We start from the raw sequence: 15516 nt of genomic DNA on the forward strand, positions 1-15516 counted from the left end.
GTTGCCCGGTGTGTCGGAATCAGCGCCCGCCGGTCCCACGGCTCAGCCGAGCAGCGGCTCGCCCTCGAAGCGACCGAGCTCCTCCCGGTAGAACTCCAGGCCCACCCCGTTGGGATCCCGGATGTAGAGACTGTTGTCCACGCCACGGTCCGGGCCGAGGTACTCGATCCCCGCCGCGTCGAGTCGGGCCTTGGCCTTCTCGAACTCCTCGGGCGAGGTGGACAGCGCGAGGTGCTGCACGGCCCCGATCGTCTCGCTGAACGCCGGGTGGTCGTGGCCGGGGAAGTCGAAGAACCCGAGCAGGTTGCCCGCCCCGATGTCGAAGAAGAAGTGGCTCGACCCCGCGTAGTCCCGGTTCTCCACCAGCTCGACGAGCGGGAAGCCCAGCACCTCCTGGTAGAACCGGATCGTCTCCTCGACGTCCTTGCAGATCAGCGCGATGTGGTGGACACCCTGCACCGTCGTCGGCGCGCGGTCGGCGGGCGCCTGGAGGTACCTGTCGCGCAGGTCCTTGCGCCGGGCGCGGACCGCCTCGAGCTCGGCTCCCTCGGGCTGCGGCATCGGACTCCCCTTTCGGTCGTGGTGTCGTCGTCAACGGTAGTTGCACGCGCAACATTCCGCCCGACGTCGACGACCCACCGTGCCGGCTCGCGCACGAGACCGTCACCCGAGCCCGCCGGATGCGACGATCTCCGCGTGGACCTCCCCCTGCTCGAGGACGACCTGGGCCGCCCCGCCCTGCTCGACCCGCACCGCGTCGTCCCGCGCGGGGTGACCCTGCCCGAGCGGGCGGTGCTCTGCTTCTTCCCCGAGGTCGTCGCGGCCGTGGACCCGGTCCGGACGGTCCACCTGTCCTCCGAGCTCGGCCCGTGGCCGGTTCACGTCGTGGAGGTCGACGGCGCGGAGGTCGCGGTCGTGCAGCCCGGCGTCGGCGCCCCGCTGTCGGTGATCTTCTTCGAGGAGCTGGTCGCGCTCGGGGTGCGCGCCGCGGTGGCGGTCGGCGGCGCGGGGTCGCTCGTCCCGGAGCTCACGGTCGGGCACGCGGTCGTCGTGGGGTCCGCATTGCGGGACGAGGGCACGTCCTTCCACTACCTGCCCGCGGGCCGGGTCGTCGAGGCCGACCCCGCCGGGATCGCGGCACTCGTCGCGGCGCTCGGGAACGTCCCGCACGTCGTGGCCCGCACCTGGACCACGGACGCCGTCTTCCGCGAGACGCGCAGCCGCGTCGAGCGGCGGGTCGCGGAGGACTGCGTGGTCGTCGACATGGAGGCGTCCGCCCTGATCGCCGTGGCCCGCCACCGCGACGTCCGCCTCGCGCACCTGCTCTTCGCGGGCGACTCGCTCGCGGGCGAGGAGTGGGAGCACCGGGGCTGGACCCGCGCCGCGGACGTCCGCGCAGCCCTCTACGGCATCGCCTGCGACGCGGCGACCATCCTCTGACGAGGCATGATGGAGCGGTTACTTGCGGCCGCCTCCGAGCAGGCCGCCGAGGAGATCGCCCAGGCCGCCGCCCAGCACACCGCCGCCCTGCTGGCCGCCGCCCGCACCACCCAGGATCCCGCCGAGCAGGTCGCCCAGGCCGCCGCCCGCGCCGCCCCCGGCGCCGGGCAGGCCGCCGCCGCCCTGCGCGCCGCCCGCCAGCTTCTTGGCCAGGTAGGACATGACGATCGGGGCCAGGATCGGGAGGAGCTTGGCGATCAGCCCGGAGCCGCCCTCGCCGCCGAGCGCGCCCTGCGCCTGGGCGGGCGCGGCACCCGCCGCACCGCCGAGCGGCCCCAGGCCACCCAGCTGGTTGACGACCTGCGAGCGCTGGTCGCCGAACACGTGGCCGACGATCTTCTCGCCGTCCGCGGTGTCGACGTCGGCGAGGTCGACCCCGCCGTCGATCAGCGTGTCGTCGTGCTGCTGGACCGCGGCGGCGAACGAGGCGGCCCGGGCGGGATCGCCCGCGTTGGCCTGGATGCCGCCCAGGAGGGCGGGCAGGGCCGATCGTGCGGCGGACTCCGCGGTCGCCTCGTCGACGCCCAGTCGGGCGGCGAGATCGCCGAGCGACACCTGGCTGAGGATCTCGTCCACAGGGCTCATGAGCAGGACATTAGCGTGTCGATCATGGGGCGAGAAGTCGTATCGTCGACGGCATGGCGTACGAGTCCGCGGTCGAGAAGGCGATCCGCGAGGCAGTCGAGCGGGGCGAGTTCGACGACCTGCCGGGCAAGGGCCGTCCGCTCGCCGGCCTCTCGGACACCTCCGAGGACTGGTGGGTGCGGCGGTACGTCCGCCGCGAGGGCGTCCCGTCGGACGCGCTGCTGCCGGTCGGCCTCCAGCTGCGCAAGGAGCTCGAGCGGCTCCCGGAGACCGTGCGCGACCTGTCGAGCGAGCGCGCGGTGCGCGAGGTGGTGGCCGAGCTGAACGGCCGGGTCGTGGACTACGTCCGAACCCCGCGGGGGCCGGTCCTACCCCTGCGGCGGGCGGACCCCGAGGACGTGGTCGCCCGGTGGCGGGCCGCCGGGTCGGGCGGTCCTGATCTACGGTGACCGGGTGCCACAGCGTTGGGGTATCACGGTGCCGTTGTCCGGTGTCCCGCTGCGAGAGCAGCGCGAGCTGATCCGGGCGCTGCCCGATCTGGGGTACACGGACGTCTGGAGTGCCGAGGCGGACGGGGCCGACGCCTTCACCCCACTCACCCTCGCGGCGGAGTGGGCCCCGACGCTGCGCCTCGGGACCGCGATCGTGCCCGCCTTCACCCGCGGTCCGGCGCTGCTCGCGCAGTCCGCGGCCACCCTCGCGAGCCTGGCGCCGGGCCGGTTCGCGCTCGGGATCGGCACGTCCTCGGACGTGATCGTGGAGCGCTGGAACGGGATCCCGTTCGTGGAGCCCTACAAGCGGGTCAGGGACCTGCTGGACTTCCTGCGCCGGGCCTTCACCGGCGAGAAGGTCACCGGCGAGTGGGACTCCTTCTCCGTGCAGGGCTTCCGGCTCGCCGAGGCCCCCGAGCCCGCGCCGCCGGTGCTGGTCGCGGCGCTGCGGCCGGGCATGCTCACGCTGGCGGGCCGGCACGGCGACGGGGCGATCGTCAACTGGCTGACCAGCGCGGACGTCAAGGCCGTGGCCCCACACGTCCGGGACTACGGCAAGCCGGGGGCCGAGATCGTCGCCCGGATCTTCGTGCTGCCGGACGTGCCCGCCGACGAGGCCCGCGCCATCGCGCGGCGGGCGATCGCGGCCTACCTGAACGTGCCGGTCTACCGGGCCTTCCACGAATGGCTCGGCCGCACCGAGCTGACGCCGATGTGGCGGGCCTGGGCCTCCGGGGACCGGGCCGGGGCGCTCGCCGCGATCCCCGACTCGGTCGTCGACGCCCTGGTCCTGCACGGCCCCGCGGAGTCGGTGCGCGAGCAGGTGCGGGCCTACGTGGAGGCGGGCGTGACCACCCCGGTCCTCGCCCCGCTCGGCGGCAGCGCGGCCCGGGTCATCGAGTCCCTGGCGCCCTGAGCCCGTCCATGATCAGGTCGAGCAGGCGGCCCGCCTGCTCGCGGTCGGCCGTGGTGAGCGTGACCCCGGAGACGGCGGCCAGCACGTCCGCGGGGTCGACGTCCGCCCGGAGCGTGCCCGCCGCGGCGCCCGCGCCCACGAGATCCCCGACGGCCGTGCGCAGCCGGCCCTTGGTCTCGGTGAAGGGGTCCCCGCCGGAGGCGATGATCGCGCGCAGCGTGTCCAGCATGCCGCGCTTGGCGGTCATGTACTCGACGAACCGGTCCATCCAGGCCCGCATCGCGACCTCGGGCGGCGCGTTCTCCAGCAGGCCGGGGACGGCGTCGCAGAGCCGCGCGACCTCGCTGCGGTAGGCCGCCTCGACCAGCGCCTCCCGCGTGGGGAAGTGCCGGTAGAGGGTGCCGATGCCGACGCCGGCGGCCTTCGCGATCGCCTCGAGGGAGACGTCTCGCCCCGGCGTCGAGAAGGCCTCGACCGCCACCTCCACCAGCCGCTCACGGTTTCGGCGTGCGTCGGCGCGGAGGGGCTTGGTCACGGCCTCGTCAGTGTGACCCACGCCACTTCACCACCTCAAACGGAATCGCCTCCGTTTACCCGGGGTTGGGATCGGAGGCAGCTCCGGATGCGAGTCTACGCGCCGAGCGATCTCAGCCCTGAGGAGAAGCGCCATGACCACCTTCCTCACCCCGCCGATCGTCCACCCCAGCACCAGCCGCTTCGTCGGCCCGTTCGACCGCCGCACCACCGCCGCCGAGGTCGTCCGCGGCCTGGACCTGGGCGGACGGCGGGCCGTCGTCACCGGCGCCGCCTCCGGGATCGGGCTCGAGACCGCCCGCGCGCTGGCCGCCGCCGGAGCGTGCGTGACGCTCGCCGTGCGCGACGTCGACGCCGGTGCCGCCGCCGCGGCCGCGCTCACCGCCGCGACCGGCAACGAGCTCGTGTCCGTCGCGCCGCTCGACCTCACCGACCGCACCTCGATCCGGGCCTTCGTCTCCACCTGGGACGGCCCGCTGCACATGCTGGTGAACAACGCCGGCGTCATGGCCACCCCGCTGACCCGCACGGCGGAGCGCTGGGAGCTGCAGTTCGCCACGAACCACCTGGGCCACTTCGCGCTGACCACCGGCCTGTTCCCGGCACTGCTCGCCGCAGGCGACGCCCGCGTGGTGTCCGTGTCCTCCGGCGCCCACCTGCGCGCCCCGGTGGACTTCGACGACGTCCACTTCCACGGCCGCCCCTACGACCCGTGGCTCGCCTACGCCCAGTCCAAGACGGCGAACGTGCTGTTCGCGGTCGAGGCCAACCGGCGCTGGTCCGGCGACGGCATCCACGTCAACGCGGTGATGCCCGGCGGGATCCGCACCGGCCTGCAGCGCCACCTGGACGCGCGCGAGCTCGCCGCGATGGACGCCCGGGCGGGCGACCTCTGGAAGACCCCCGAGCAGGGCGCGGCCACGAGCGTGCTGCTCGCGGCCTCGCCGCTGGTCGAGGGCATCGGCGGGCGGTACTTCGAGGACTGCGCCGAGGCCCTGCCCGCGACCGGCGTGTACGGCCGCGGCGTGGCTCCCTACGCCCTCAACCCCGAGGCCGCCGAGCGGCTCTGGGACTTGTCCGTGGCGACCCTGCGCGCCTGACCCCGGAGGGCTCAGAGCCCGTGGCGGGACAGGAAGTCCAGGGCCCGGTCGGCGACCTCCCGCCAGCTGCTGTCGACGGCGTAGGAGTGGCCCCGGTCCGGGAAGGCGGCCCACTCGGTGACCCCCGGGCTCTTCGCGAGGATCGTGTAGGCGGCCCTGCTGGTGGCCTCGGGCACCGTGCGATCCCGGCCCGCGCCGATCACCAGCACCGGCCCCCGCGCGCGGTGCACGTCCACCGTGGCCTCGCTGTGCAGCGCGAAGTTCGCCAGCGCGGCCTGGAACAGCGGGCGCATGGGGGACGGGACCGCGTAGGAGTCGTACAGCGCGTCCGCCTCCGCGCGCGGCACCGCGTTGGCGAACCCGGCGGCCCACGAGTCCTTCGTGTGGATCCAGCTCTTCGTCCGCAGTCCGGGCCTGCTCAGGACCGGGAAGGCCGTCTTGAGCTGGGCGGGCGGCAGCGCGAGGTTGCCCTTGAACTGCGCCGGCGAGATCGCGACGCACGCCCGGGCGCAACCCTGTCCGATCAGCTTCTCCGCGATCAGCCCGCCGAAGGAGTGTCCGATCACGATCGGCTTCTCCGGCAGCTCCTCGATCAGGGCCGCGTAGTGGTCGGTCACGGCGGAGATGCCCTGCCCGGCCACGGCGTCCGGGTCGGCCCTGGCCGCCTCGGCGGTGCCGGGCTCCCCCGGCCACCCGGGCGCGACGGGCGCGTAGCCCTTCTCCGCGAACAGCTCGACCCACGGGGTCCAGCTCGAGGCGTGCAACCACAGGCCGTGGACGAAGACGACGGGCGTTCCGGGCACGCTGACCTCCACAGGGTTCCGCCGAGTCGAGCGTAGCCGGCGTGTCGATCACCCGAACGCCGCAGCACGCGCGGCCGGCCCCGTGCAGAATGCGGCCGTGGACCAGTTCTACTCGGCCTACCGACACGGCTTCCTGCGCGTGGCGGCGGCGACCATCCGCACCACGCTCGCCGATCCCGCCGCGAACGCCGCCGCCGTCCTGGAGTCGGCGCGCGAGCTCGCGGCAGACGGGGTCGGCGTGGCGGTGTTCCCCGAGCTCACGCTGACCGGGTACTCGCTGGAGGACGTCGTCATGCAGGACACCCTGCTCGACGCCGCCCTCGCCGGGCTCGAGGACGTCGTCGCGGGCTCGGCCGACCTGCTCCCCGTCCTGGTGGTGGGCCTGCCGATCCGGCACCGGCACCGCATCCACAACTGTGCGGCGATCATCCACAGGGGACGGGTCCTCGGCGTCGCACCCAAGTCGTACCTGCCGACCTACCGCGAGTTCTACGAGCGCCGCCAGATGGCCCCCGGGGACGACGTGACCGGCACGCTGCGGATCGGCGACCAGGACGTCCCGTTCGGCCCCGACCTGCTGTTCACCGCCTCCGACGTGCCCGGCTTCGTGCTGCACGTCGAGATCTGCGAGGACATGTGGGTGCCGATCCCGCCGTCCGCCGAGGCGGCGCTGGCGGGCGCGACGGTGCTGGCCAACCTCTCCGGCAGCCCGATCACCGTCGGCCGGGCCGAGGACCGGAAGCTGTTGGCGCGCAGCGCCTCCTCCCGCTGCCTCGCCGCCTACGTCTACGCCGCGGCGGGCGAGGGCGAGTCCTCGACCGACCTCGCCTGGGACGGCCAGACGATGATCTACGAGAACGGGGTGCTGCTCGCCGAGACCGAGCGGTTCCCGAACGGGCCCCGCGCCTCGGTGGCGGACGTCGACCTGGACCTGCTGGCCAACGAGCGGCTGCGGATGGGCACGTTCGACGACAACCGCCGCCACCACGCCCCCGAGTTCCGGTGCGTCTCCTTCGCGCTGTCCCCGCCGTCGTCGGACATCGGGCTCAAGCGCGAGATCGAACGCTTCCCCTTCGTCCCCGCGGACGAGAGCAGGCTCGAGCTGGACTGCTACGAGGCCTACAACATCCAGGTCAGCGGCCTGGAGCAGCGGCTGCGCGCGATCGGGCAGCCCAAGATCGTGATCGGGGTGTCCGGGGGTCTGGACTCCACGCACGCCCTGATCGTGGCCGCGCGGGCGATGGACCGGCAGGGCAGGCCGCGCAGCGACATCCTCGCGTTCACGTTGCCCGGCTTCGCCACCGGCGACCACACCAAGGGCAACGCCTACCGGCTCGGGAAGGCCCTCGGCGTGACGTTCGAGGAGATCGACATCACCGAGACGGCCCGGCTGATGCTGGCCAACCTCAAGCACCCGTTCTCCGCGGGCGAGCCGGTCTACGACGTCACGTTCGAGAACGTCCAGGCCGGGCTGCGCACCGACTACCTGTTCCGGGCGGCCAACCAGCGCGGCGGGATCGTGCTGGGCACCGGGGACCTCTCCGAGCTGGCGCTGGGCTGGTCGACCTACGGCGTCGGCGACCAGATGTCGCACTACAACGTCAACGGCGGCGTGCCGAAGACGCTGATCCAGCACCTCATCCGCTGGGTGATCAGCTCCCGGCAGTTCGACGACGAGGTGGGCGAGGTCCTGCAGTCCGTGCTGGACACCGAGATCACCCCCGAGCTCGTGCCCTCGGACGCGGGCGAGGTGCAGTCGTCGGAGGCCAAGGTCGGGCCGTACCCGTTGCAGGACTTCACGTTGTTCCACTACCTGCGGTGGGGGTTCCGGCCCGCGAAGATCGCCTTCCTCGCCCACCACGCGTGGGGTGACGTCGACCGCGGCGACTGGCCCGTCGGCTTCCCGCCGGAGAAGCGCGGGGTGTTCACGATGGCGGAGATCCGGAAGTGGTCGGAGGTGTTCGCGCAGCGCTTCTTCTCCTTCGCGCAGTTCAAGCGCAGTGCGCTGCCGAACGGCCCGAAGGTCTCCGCGGGCGGGTCGCTGTCCCCGCGCGGGGACTGGCGCGCGCCCAGTGACATGTCGGCGCGGATCTGGCTGGAGGAGATCCGCCGCGAGGTTCCTCAACAATAATGACGATTACTGGGCCGGACGGCGTAACGATTGGCGCTGCGTGACGACATCTCGGGCGAGTAACCCGTTCGAGGGAGCACGCCGTGTCCGACCGTTACGCACCGTTCGGCTACAACGCTCGCGAGCCGTGGGCCCCGCCGCAGTACACCGGTGAGCCGACCGCCGCGGAGCGCGCCCCGGGCGGCACCGCGACCCTGGTCGCCCTGGCCGTGCTCTTCGTGCTGATCGGCGGCGCCGCGTACCTGTATGGCGCCCTCGCGCTGCTCTGATCTGCGGCTCCGCCGCCCGTGAGTGGTAAGTGGTGCTTGAGCACCACTTGCCGCGCACGAGCGCCGGAGGCGCAAGTCGCGCTTAAGCGGCGCCGCGCACAGTGCTGCCATGACCACCACGGAGACCACGCCCGACCTGCTCGGCATGCGCTACGCCCACCGGATGATGCGCTTCGACCTGCACCGCTTCACCGATCTCGCCCGCCGCCTCGCCGCGGGCGAGCCGTGCGACGACCGCCGGGCCGCGGCGATCGTCGCCTGGCTGCGCACGCTGCGCCAGGAGATCCACCACCACCACACCGTCGAGGACGAGCTGTGCTGGCCGCTCATCGAGCGCAGCGCGGGCGCCGAGATCGACCTCGAGGTGCTCAGCGAGGACCACCGCGCCCTCGACCCGCTGCTCGACCAGCTGCACGCCGCGACCAGCGCGTTCGCGGCCGGGCCCGATCGTCGGGCCGCGGCGGGGCCCCTGCTCGCGATCCTGACGACCATCCGGGACGAGCTCGACGAGCACATCGAGTCCGAGGAGGCCTCGGTGTTCCCGGTGGTCGAGCGGTACGTGTCGGCGCAGGACTGGGCGGAGCTGGAGAAGGCGATCCGCAAGGGTGGGCCGCCGATCGGGTTCGTCCTGCCGCGTTTCGAGGCCGTCATGCGGCCCGAGGAGCGTGCGCAGGTCCGGGCCGCGGCGGGTCGGGTCATGTTCGCCCTGCTCGCCCTGCTGCGACCGGGGTTCAAGCGGAAGGAGCGCCTGGTGTTCGGGGGCTGACCCAGCCGACGCGGGCCGCGACCGCCGCGGCCCGCGCGCGATGCTCCGCGGCGGGCCCGCCCAGGAACTGCGCCAGCTCGCCGAGGAAGTGGGCGACCGGACCGAGGGTGAGCGTGCCGCTGCCGAGCCCTGCCATCTCGTCGGCGAACGGGAGGAGCTCGCGGTAGGTCTCCTCGGCGATCTCCCGGTCGTCGAGGGCGATCGCCACCTCGGCCCGCAGCGCCATGAAGATCTGCCAGTAGTAGCTGCGCGGCGGCTGTCGGTCGCGCTGCCACACCGCGCGGGCCTCGTCGACCCGGCCGAGAGCGAGCAGCGCCCGCGCGGTGGGATCGGCCATCCCGTCCGGGACGACCTCGACGGCGAGGTACTCCTCGGCGATGTCCGCCAGCGCGCCCGCGACGTGGCGCACCCCGAAGCGGGCGAACGTGCCCATGACCTCGGCGTTCACCGCGCCCGCCGCCGTCAGCGCCGCCTGCACGGCGGCGTACCCCGCCTCCGCGCCCGCGATGTCCCCGGCGACCAGCCTGCGCAGCGACGCGAAGATCGCCGCCCAGCCCAGGGACTGGCCGAGCTGCCCGTTCGAGGCCAGAGCGATCGCCGAGTCGGCGTGGCGCTGCGCGGCGTCGAGGTCCAGCTGCTCGGCCTCGACCATGAACAGCAGATGGTGGCCCTCGGACTCGTAGCCGGTCAGCCCGGCCCGCGCGGCCGTGTCGATCAGCTCGCGGCCGATGCCCGCCAGCTCGCCGCGCCGGTCCGGGCCCAGCGCCGTGAAGGACCGGGCGTTGAGCGCGACGCACCGCAGCAGCGGGTCCCCCACCTCGGCCGAGAGCGCCATGGCCTCGGCGGTGACCTCGGCGGCGCGGTCGTCGTCCGCGGACTCGACCTCGAAGCACAACGCGACCAGCAGCCGACACCGCGCGACCGGGTCGTGGGTCACGGCGAGGGCCCCCTCCAGCACGGCGACGAGCTCGGCGTCGACCGCGACGTCCTGCCGGATCGTCCACGAGATCGGGGCGTCGTAGCTCGTCAGGGCGGCGACGAGCGCGTCGGTGCCGCGGGCGGCGGCGACCGCCCGCCTGCGCTCGTCGACCGCGGCGCCGACCTGTCCGGAGTGGGCCAGCGCGGACACCAGCGCGCACCGCAGCTCCACCTCCCGCTCGGGCCCCGCGAGGTCCAGCCCGGCCCGCCAGAGCCGGGCGGCCTCGCGGTACCCGCCCGTCGCCACGGCCTCCCGTGCGGCCCGCTCCACGTGCCCCCACGCCACCTCGGGCGCCACCGCGGGCCCGGCCTCCAGGGCGTGGCGGGCCAGGACCGCCGGGTCGGCCGGGCCGACCGCCGTCAACGCGGCGGCGTGCAGCCTCGTGCGGCGCAGCCGGGGGAGGTCGGCGTCGAGGGTGTCGCGGACCAGGGCGTGCGTGAACCGGACGCGCCCGGGGGCCGGTTCGGTCAGCAGGCCGGACAGCACCCCGAGCTCGAGGGCGTCGAGCACGGTGTCCTCGTCCGCGGTGGCCAGGCGCACCACCGTGTCGACGGTGAACTCCCGCCCCAGCACCGCGGCCTGGCCGAGCACGGTGCGCGCGGGCGCAGGGAGCCGGGCGACCCGGCGGCGCAGCACGTCCCGCACGCCCGCGGGGACGGCGTCCGTCGCCGCGGCCGGGCCCTCGACGGCGATGAGCCGGGCGGTCTCGCGGACGAACAGGGGGTTGCCGTCGGTGCGGTCGGCGACCAGGGCGACCGTCGCGGCGTCCGGCTCCACGACGCCGTGTCGCCGCAGCAGGGCGCGGACGTCCGGCCCGGTCAGGCCCGGCAACGGGATCCGGTCGACAATCGGGCCCGCCAGCGCGGCGAGCGTGGCCGCGAGGTCGGGGCCGATCTCCGCGGGCCGCACGGTGGCGACGACCAGCACCGACCCGGCCTCGAACCGGGTGCCGACCACGGCCCGGAGCAGCTGCAACGTCTCCTCGTCCGCCCGGTGCAGGTCGTCGAGCACGAGGAGGACGGGGGCGTGCGCGGCCACGAGCTCGACGACCGCGCGGGACAGCCAGAACGTCTCCCCCACCGCGCGCCGCTCGCCGCGCAGCGGGGCGAGCCTGCCCGCCAGGTCCGAGCCGGGATCCGGCAGCCCGTCGACGATCTCCGACCACGCCCACGCGGGGGGCGCGCCGTCGACCTCCGGGCAGCGACCGACGACCGTGGTCCACCCCGTCAGCTCCGCGCGGAACGCCTCCACCAGGGCCGTCTTGCCGCCGCCCGCGTCCGCCTCGACCAGCACCAGCCCGTGCCCGCGCGCGGCGGCGGCCCGCAGCCGCGCCAGCTCGCGCTCCCGGCCCACGATCGTCGGCGCCGGGGTCGGCGCCGCCACGGCGACGGGTGTGGGGTCGGGTCTGCCCAGGACGTGCTCGGCGTGGCGCAGCACGTCCTGTTCGAGCGCACGCAGCGCGGGGCCGGGGTCGACACCCAGCTCCGCGGCGAGGCGCTTGCGGGCCCGGGCGAGCACGGCCAACGCGTCCGCCTGCCGCCCGCTCCGGTAGAGCGCGAGGGCCAGCAGCCGCACGGCGCCCTCCCGCAGCGGATGGTCGCGCAGCAGCACCTCCAGGCCGGGCACGGCGTCTGCCGGGCGGCCGCGCGCGAGCCGCGCCTCGGCCAGGCGTTCGGTGGCGACGAGCCGGAGCTCGTCGAGCCGCGCGACCTCGGGGGCGGCCCACCGCTCGTCCGCGAACTCGGCGAGCGTCGGCCCGGTCCAGGCGGCGAGGACCTCGACGAGCGCCTCCTCGGTCTGGTCCGACCCGGCCAGCACCGCGGCCACCCGCCTGCTGTCCACCGCGTCCCGCGGCAGCCGCAACGCGTACCCGGGTGGCTCGCTGACCAGGACCGACGCGGGTGTCCGCGGCGCCCGGTCCGGTTCCAGGATCCGGCGCAGGTGCGAGACGTGGACCTGCAGCGCCCCGAGTGCCCGCGGCGGCGGCTCGCCGCGCCACAGGTCGTCGATCAGGGTGTCGGTGGAGACGACCTCCCCGCCCGCGACGGCGAGCCGGGCCAGTACCGCACGCTGTCGGCGACCCCCCAGGTCGGCGGGGGCACCCGCGACCTCCGCCCGCACGGGGCCGAGGACCGCGACCCGGACCGACTGCACCCCGGCAGTATGCCGTGCACCGCCGAAAACAGTCGGCCCTGTCGGGAAGTAGGCTGGGTCGATGGCCGCTCCGATCCCGCCCACCCGGCGCACCCAGGGCGAACGCCGCGCGAGCAGCCACCAGCTCATCCTCGACGCCGCCGTGGAGAGCCTGGTCGAGGACGGGTACGCCGGCGCCACCACGGTCACGATCCAGGCCCGGGCCGGGGTGTCCCGCGGGCGGCTGCTGCACCACTTCCCCTCCCGTTCGGCCCTGCTGGTCGCCGCGGCCCAGCACCTCGCCGTCGAGCGGCTGGTGGACGTGGAGACCTGGCCGCACGCGGACACGACGGGGCCGGAACGCATCGACCGGGCCGTCGAGCAGCTGTGGTCGACCTTCTGCACCACCTACTTCTGGGCGGCCATGGAGCTGTGGATCGCGGCCCGCAACGACGAGGCCCTGCGGGCGGAGCTGCTGCCCCAGGAGCGCGGGCTCGGCGCGGCCATCCAGCGGGTCGTGGTCACCCTGTTCGGCGCCGCGCACGCCGCCCACCCCGCGTTCGACGACGTCCGGGAGCTGTTGTTCACCGGCATGCGCGGCGTCGCGCTCACCTACGCGCTCGACCCGCGGGACCCGCGGACCGACCCCCATCTCGCGCTGTGGAAGCGCACGGCGCGCCGACTCCTGGCTACTCCTGAGTAATCTCGCCGGCATGGACTTCGAGACGCTCACCGTCGAGACGAAGGACGGGGTCGCCCGGCTGCGCCTGAACCGACCTCAGCAGGCGAACGCGCTCGACGCCACGGCGTGGCGCGAGCTCCGCGAGGCCGTGGACGCGCTGGACGCCGACCCGACCGTGCGGGTGGTCGTGCTCGGCGGGACCGGGGCGCACTTCTGCGCGGGGATCGACCTGTCGATGCTCGGCACCCTGCTGCAGGGCCGGGAGGACCGCGCGCGGGCGACCGAGGACCTGCGCCGCACCATCCTGGACCTGCAGGACGTGATCACGAGCGTCGAGCGGTGCCGCGTGCCGGTGATCGCCTCGGTGCACGGCGCCTGCGTCGGGGCGGGGCTGGACCTCGCCGCGGCGTGCGACCTGCGCTACGCCACCGCGGACGCCCGGTTCACGATCAAGGAGATCGACATGGCCGTGGTCGCGGACGTCGGGGTGCTGCAGCGGTTGCCGCGGATCGTCGGCGAGGGCGTCACGCGGGAGCTGGCCTACACGGGCCGCACCGTGTCCGGCACCGAGGCGCACGCGTTGCGGCTGGTCAACGGCGTGTTCGACTCGACCGACGCGCTCGAGGCGGGCGTCACCGAGCTGGCCGCCGCGCTCGCCGCGAAGCCCCCGCTCACCCTGCGCGGCACCAAGTACGCGATCACCTACGCCCGCGACCACACGACGGCGGACAGCCTCGAGCAGGTCGCCACCTGGAACGCGGGCATGCTCGCCTCGCACGAGCTCACCGAGACGCTCACGGCACTGAAGGAACGCCGCCCCCCGGTCTACCGCGACTGACGCCGCATTGTGGAGCCACAACTGTCGGGTCAGGCCCTCCACACGACAGTGGTGGCTCCACACTGCGGTCGGGGGTTCAGCGGGGGTCGCGCCAGGCGATCCACTCCTTGAGCAGCGACAGGTCGTAGTCCGGGCCGCCGTCTTCTTCGCCGATCGCGACGCGGCTGGTGGACTCGGCCCAGGCGCCGAGCATCGTCCAGCGCTCGAAGTGCTTGCCGTCCGGGTCGCCGTAGAGCGGGAAGAAGTGGTCCCAGTTGAAGACCACGTCCACGCCCGCGTCCTCGGCGGCCCGGAGGGCGTCGCGGATCTGGGAGTACTCGGCGTGCTGCGGCTGCAGTTGCAGCCCGATGCGGATGCTCACGCCTCCAGCATCCTCCTACGCGAGGTGGACGTACTCGTACTCGAAGGGCTTGCCGTTGATCCCGTTGGTGGGCGGGGCGATCCAGCCGGCGATCTTGCCGGGCTCGTAGACCGGGCGCATCAGGCTCTGGACGTGGACCTTGTCCGCCTCCGACGGCAGCCAGGAGTCCTTGCGCGCCTCCCACGCGTCCGCACCCACGAGTTCCCCCGAGGGGGTGACGTGGTGCTCGGCGAACAACCCCACCTGCCGGTTGAACCCGACGTGCGGCAGGTAGAGCCGGTCGTCGAAGCCCTGCTTCTCCAGGATCCGGTTCCACCGCTTGAGCCCGGACTGGCAGTCCTTCACGTACTCGTTGCGCAGATCCAGGTTCAGTGCCAGCAACGCGGACACCTCGTCGGTGACCACCCGGCCGTCCTTGACCGTGTCGATGGTGAACGCGTCCTCGGTGAGGCGATGGTCGTCCTTGCGCCGTTCCTCCTGCCAGCGGCCCTTGAGCCCCGCGGTGAAGTAGTTGGCCGCGTTCGTGGACTGCTCGGAGCCGAACAGGTCCAGGGACACCGTGTAGTGGAAGTTCACGTACTTCTGGATCACGTCCAGCGGCACCCCGCCGTGCGGGGCGATGTCCGCGGTGTCGTGTTCGCGCATCAGCTCACAGGTCCGCGTGACCACCCGGTCGATGCCGGTGGTGCCCACGAACATGTGGTGCGCCTCCTCCTTCAACATGAACTCGCAGGTGCGGCTCAGCGGGTCGAAAGCGGACTCCTTCAGCGTGCCGAGCTGGTACTTGCCGTCCCGGTCGGTGAAGTAGGTGAACATGAAGAACGACAGCCAGTCCGGGGTCTCCTCGTTGAACGCCCCGAGGATCCGAGGGCTGTCCAGATCACCGGAGTTGCGGTGCAGCAGCGCCTCGGCCTCCTCGCGGCCGTTGCGGCCGAAGTAGGCGTGCAGCAGGTACACCATCGCCCACAGGTGCCGGCCCTCCTCCACGTTGACCTGGAAGAGGTTGCGCAGGTCGTAGAGCGAGGGCGCGGTCTCCCCCAGCCGCCGCTGCTGCTCCACCGACGCCGGCTCGGTGTCGCCCTGGATCACGATCAGCCGCTGCAGGTCCGCCCGGTACTCCCCGGGCACCTGCTGCCAGACCGGCTCGCCCTTCTGCTCGCCGAACGCGATCCGCCGGTCGTCTCCCCGCTCGGCCAGGAACACGCCCCAGCGGTACTCCTCCATCGCGACGTGCCCGAACTGCGCCCAGCCCTCCTTGCCCACGTCCACGGCCGTGCGCAGGTACACGTCCTGCGTCGGGACGGCTGGGCCCATGGTCTTCCACCAGCTCAGGAAGTTGGGCTGCCAGGACTCCAGCGCGCGCTGCAGCCTGCGGTCGCTCGCCAGGTCGACGTTGTTGGGGATCTTCTCGCTGTAGTCGATCGACAT

Annotated in this window: 15 protein-coding genes and 1 pseudogene; 9 read left to right on the forward strand and 7 right to left on the reverse strand. The window is 73.7% G+C overall.

Going from position 1 to position 15516, the window contains the following annotated elements; all coding sequences use genetic code 11:
- Positions 1–42: 42 nt before the first annotated feature.
- Positions 43–561, reverse strand: coding sequence for a VOC family protein (locus BLS43_RS19015; RefSeq protein ID WP_093086731.1), 519 nt, complete (start codon positions 559–561; stop codon positions 43–45).
- Positions 562–696: 135 nt separating this feature from the next.
- On the opposite strand from BLS43_RS19015, the gene BLS43_RS19020 reads away from it, so the two are divergent.
- On the forward strand, positions 697–1440 hold the full coding sequence (locus BLS43_RS19020; RefSeq protein ID WP_218129896.1) for a nucleoside phosphorylase: 744 nt from the start codon (positions 697–699) through the stop codon (positions 1438–1440).
- 18 nt (positions 1441–1458) lie between these two features.
- Here BLS43_RS19020 and BLS43_RS19025 read toward each other — a convergent pair whose 3' ends face one another.
- Positions 1459–2085, reverse strand: coding sequence for a DUF937 domain-containing protein (locus tag BLS43_RS19025; protein ID WP_093086734.1), 627 nt, complete (start codon positions 2083–2085; stop codon positions 1459–1461).
- 53 nt (positions 2086–2138) lie between these two features.
- Here BLS43_RS19025 and BLS43_RS19030 point away from each other — a divergent pair, with 53 nt between their 5' ends.
- Together BLS43_RS19030 and BLS43_RS19035 are read left to right on the forward strand one after the other, a co-directional pair.
- Complete coding sequence (locus BLS43_RS19030) at positions 2139–2534, forward strand: DnaJ family domain-containing protein (protein WP_093086737.1); 396 nt, start codon at positions 2139–2141, stop codon at positions 2532–2534.
- 4 nt (positions 2535–2538) lie between these two features.
- Positions 2539–3492: an LLM class F420-dependent oxidoreductase gene (locus BLS43_RS19035; RefSeq protein WP_093086739.1), complete on the forward strand. Its 954-nt coding sequence runs from the start codon at positions 2539–2541 to the stop codon at positions 3490–3492.
- Here the strand turns inward: BLS43_RS19035 and BLS43_RS19040 are convergent.
- Entirely contained in the window at positions 3470–4027 is a 558-nt protein-coding gene (locus BLS43_RS19040) for a TetR/AcrR family transcriptional regulator (protein WP_093086742.1), read from the reverse strand. The genes BLS43_RS19035 and BLS43_RS19040 overlap by 23 nt on opposite strands.
- A gap of 133 nt (positions 4028–4160) precedes the next feature.
- Between BLS43_RS19040 and BLS43_RS19045 the strand changes: the two genes are divergently transcribed.
- Positions 4161–5126, forward strand: a complete 966-nt coding sequence (locus BLS43_RS19045; RefSeq protein WP_093086745.1) for an SDR family NAD(P)-dependent oxidoreductase — start codon at positions 4161–4163, stop codon at positions 5124–5126.
- An 11-nt stretch (positions 5127–5137) separates the two neighbouring features.
- Here the strand turns inward: BLS43_RS19045 and BLS43_RS19050 are convergent, their stop codons facing one another.
- Positions 5138–5929, reverse strand: coding sequence for an alpha/beta hydrolase (locus BLS43_RS19050; protein WP_093086896.1), 792 nt, complete (start codon positions 5927–5929; stop codon positions 5138–5140).
- Between the two features lie 97 nt (positions 5930–6026).
- On the opposite strand from BLS43_RS19050, the gene BLS43_RS19055 reads away from it, so the two are divergent.
- The 3 genes from BLS43_RS19055 to BLS43_RS19065 all read left to right on the forward strand — a co-directional run bounded on the left by BLS43_RS19055 (position 6027) and on the right by BLS43_RS19065 (position 9095).
- Positions 6027–8060 (forward strand): NAD(+) synthase, encoded by a 2034-nt coding sequence (locus tag BLS43_RS19055; RefSeq protein ID WP_093086899.1) that lies wholly within the window; start codon positions 6027–6029, stop codon positions 8058–8060.
- Positions 8061–8143: 83 nt separating this feature from the next.
- The gene (locus tag BLS43_RS19060; RefSeq protein ID WP_093086748.1) at positions 8144–8329 is read left to right on the forward strand and encodes a hypothetical protein; all 186 of its coding nucleotides are present in this window, start codon (positions 8144–8146) and stop codon (positions 8327–8329) included.
- Positions 8330–8438: 109 nt separating this feature from the next.
- Positions 8439–9095, forward strand: a complete 657-nt coding sequence (locus BLS43_RS19065) for a hemerythrin domain-containing protein (protein ID WP_093086751.1) — start codon at positions 8439–8441, stop codon at positions 9093–9095.
- Here the strand turns inward: BLS43_RS19065 and BLS43_RS19070 are convergent.
- On the reverse strand, positions 9061–12228 hold the full coding sequence (locus BLS43_RS19070; RefSeq protein ID WP_176921419.1) for an ATP-binding protein: 3168 nt from the start codon (positions 12226–12228) through the stop codon (positions 9061–9063). The two genes, BLS43_RS19065 and BLS43_RS19070, sit on opposite strands and share 35 nt — an antisense overlap.
- Positions 12229–12289: 61 nt before the next feature.
- Here BLS43_RS19070 and BLS43_RS19075 point away from each other — a divergent pair, with 61 nt between their 5' ends.
- Positions 12290–12910 carry a TetR/AcrR family transcriptional regulator gene (locus BLS43_RS19075; protein WP_093086902.1) on the forward strand — a complete coding sequence of 207 codons (621 nt, stop codon included), beginning with the start codon at positions 12290–12292 and terminating at the stop codon, positions 12908–12910.
- A gap of 10 nt (positions 12911–12920) precedes the next feature.
- Positions 12921–13727, forward strand: coding sequence for a crotonase/enoyl-CoA hydratase family protein (locus BLS43_RS19080; protein ID WP_093086757.1), 807 nt, complete (start codon positions 12921–12923; stop codon positions 13725–13727).
- A gap of 148 nt (positions 13728–13875) precedes the next feature.
- Here BLS43_RS19080 and BLS43_RS19085 read toward each other — a convergent pair.
- Positions 13876–14088 (reverse strand): annotated as a pseudogene (locus tag BLS43_RS19085) (LLM class flavin-dependent oxidoreductase); the annotation flags it as partial.
- A gap of 15 nt (positions 14089–14103) precedes the next feature.
- The gene (gene boxB, locus BLS43_RS19090; RefSeq protein WP_093086760.1) at positions 14104–15516 is read right to left on the reverse strand and encodes a benzoyl-CoA 2,3-epoxidase subunit BoxB; all 1413 of its coding nucleotides are present in this window, start codon (positions 15514–15516) and stop codon (positions 14104–14106) included.

Origin of the sequence: Pseudonocardia oroxyli (genome assembly GCF_900102195.1) — a bacterium.
Classification (GTDB): Bacteria; Actinomycetota; Actinomycetes; order Mycobacteriales; family Pseudonocardiaceae; genus Pseudonocardia; species Pseudonocardia oroxyli.

Bases quoted from the DNA above. Each gene is read 5' to 3' on its own strand.
- BLS43_RS19015 (WP_093086731.1), bottom strand. From the start codon at position 561: ATGCCGCAGCCCGAGGGAGCCGAGCTCGAGGCGGTCCGCGCCCGGCGC.
- BLS43_RS19025 (WP_093086734.1), bottom strand. From the start codon at position 2,085: ATGAGCCCTGTGGACGAGATCCTCAGCCAGGTGTCGCTCGGCGATCTC.
- BLS43_RS19030 (WP_093086737.1), top strand. From the start codon at position 2,139: ATGGCGTACGAGTCCGCGGTCGAGAAGGCGATCCGCGAGGCAGTCGAG.
- BLS43_RS19045 (WP_093086745.1), top strand. From the start codon at position 4,161: ATGACCACCTTCCTCACCCCGCCGATCGTCCACCCCAGCACCAGCCGC.
- BLS43_RS19065 (WP_093086751.1), top strand. From the start codon at position 8,439: ATGACCACCACGGAGACCACGCCCGACCTGCTCGGCATGCGCTACGCC.
- BLS43_RS19075 (WP_093086902.1), top strand. From the start codon at position 12,290: ATGGCCGCTCCGATCCCGCCCACCCGGCGCACCCAGGGCGAACGCCGC.
- BLS43_RS19080 (WP_093086757.1), top strand. From the start codon at position 12,921: ATGGACTTCGAGACGCTCACCGTCGAGACGAAGGACGGGGTCGCCCGG.
- boxB (WP_093086760.1), bottom strand. From the start codon at position 15,516: ATGTCGATCGACTACAGCGAGAAGATCCCCAACAACGTCGACCTGGCG.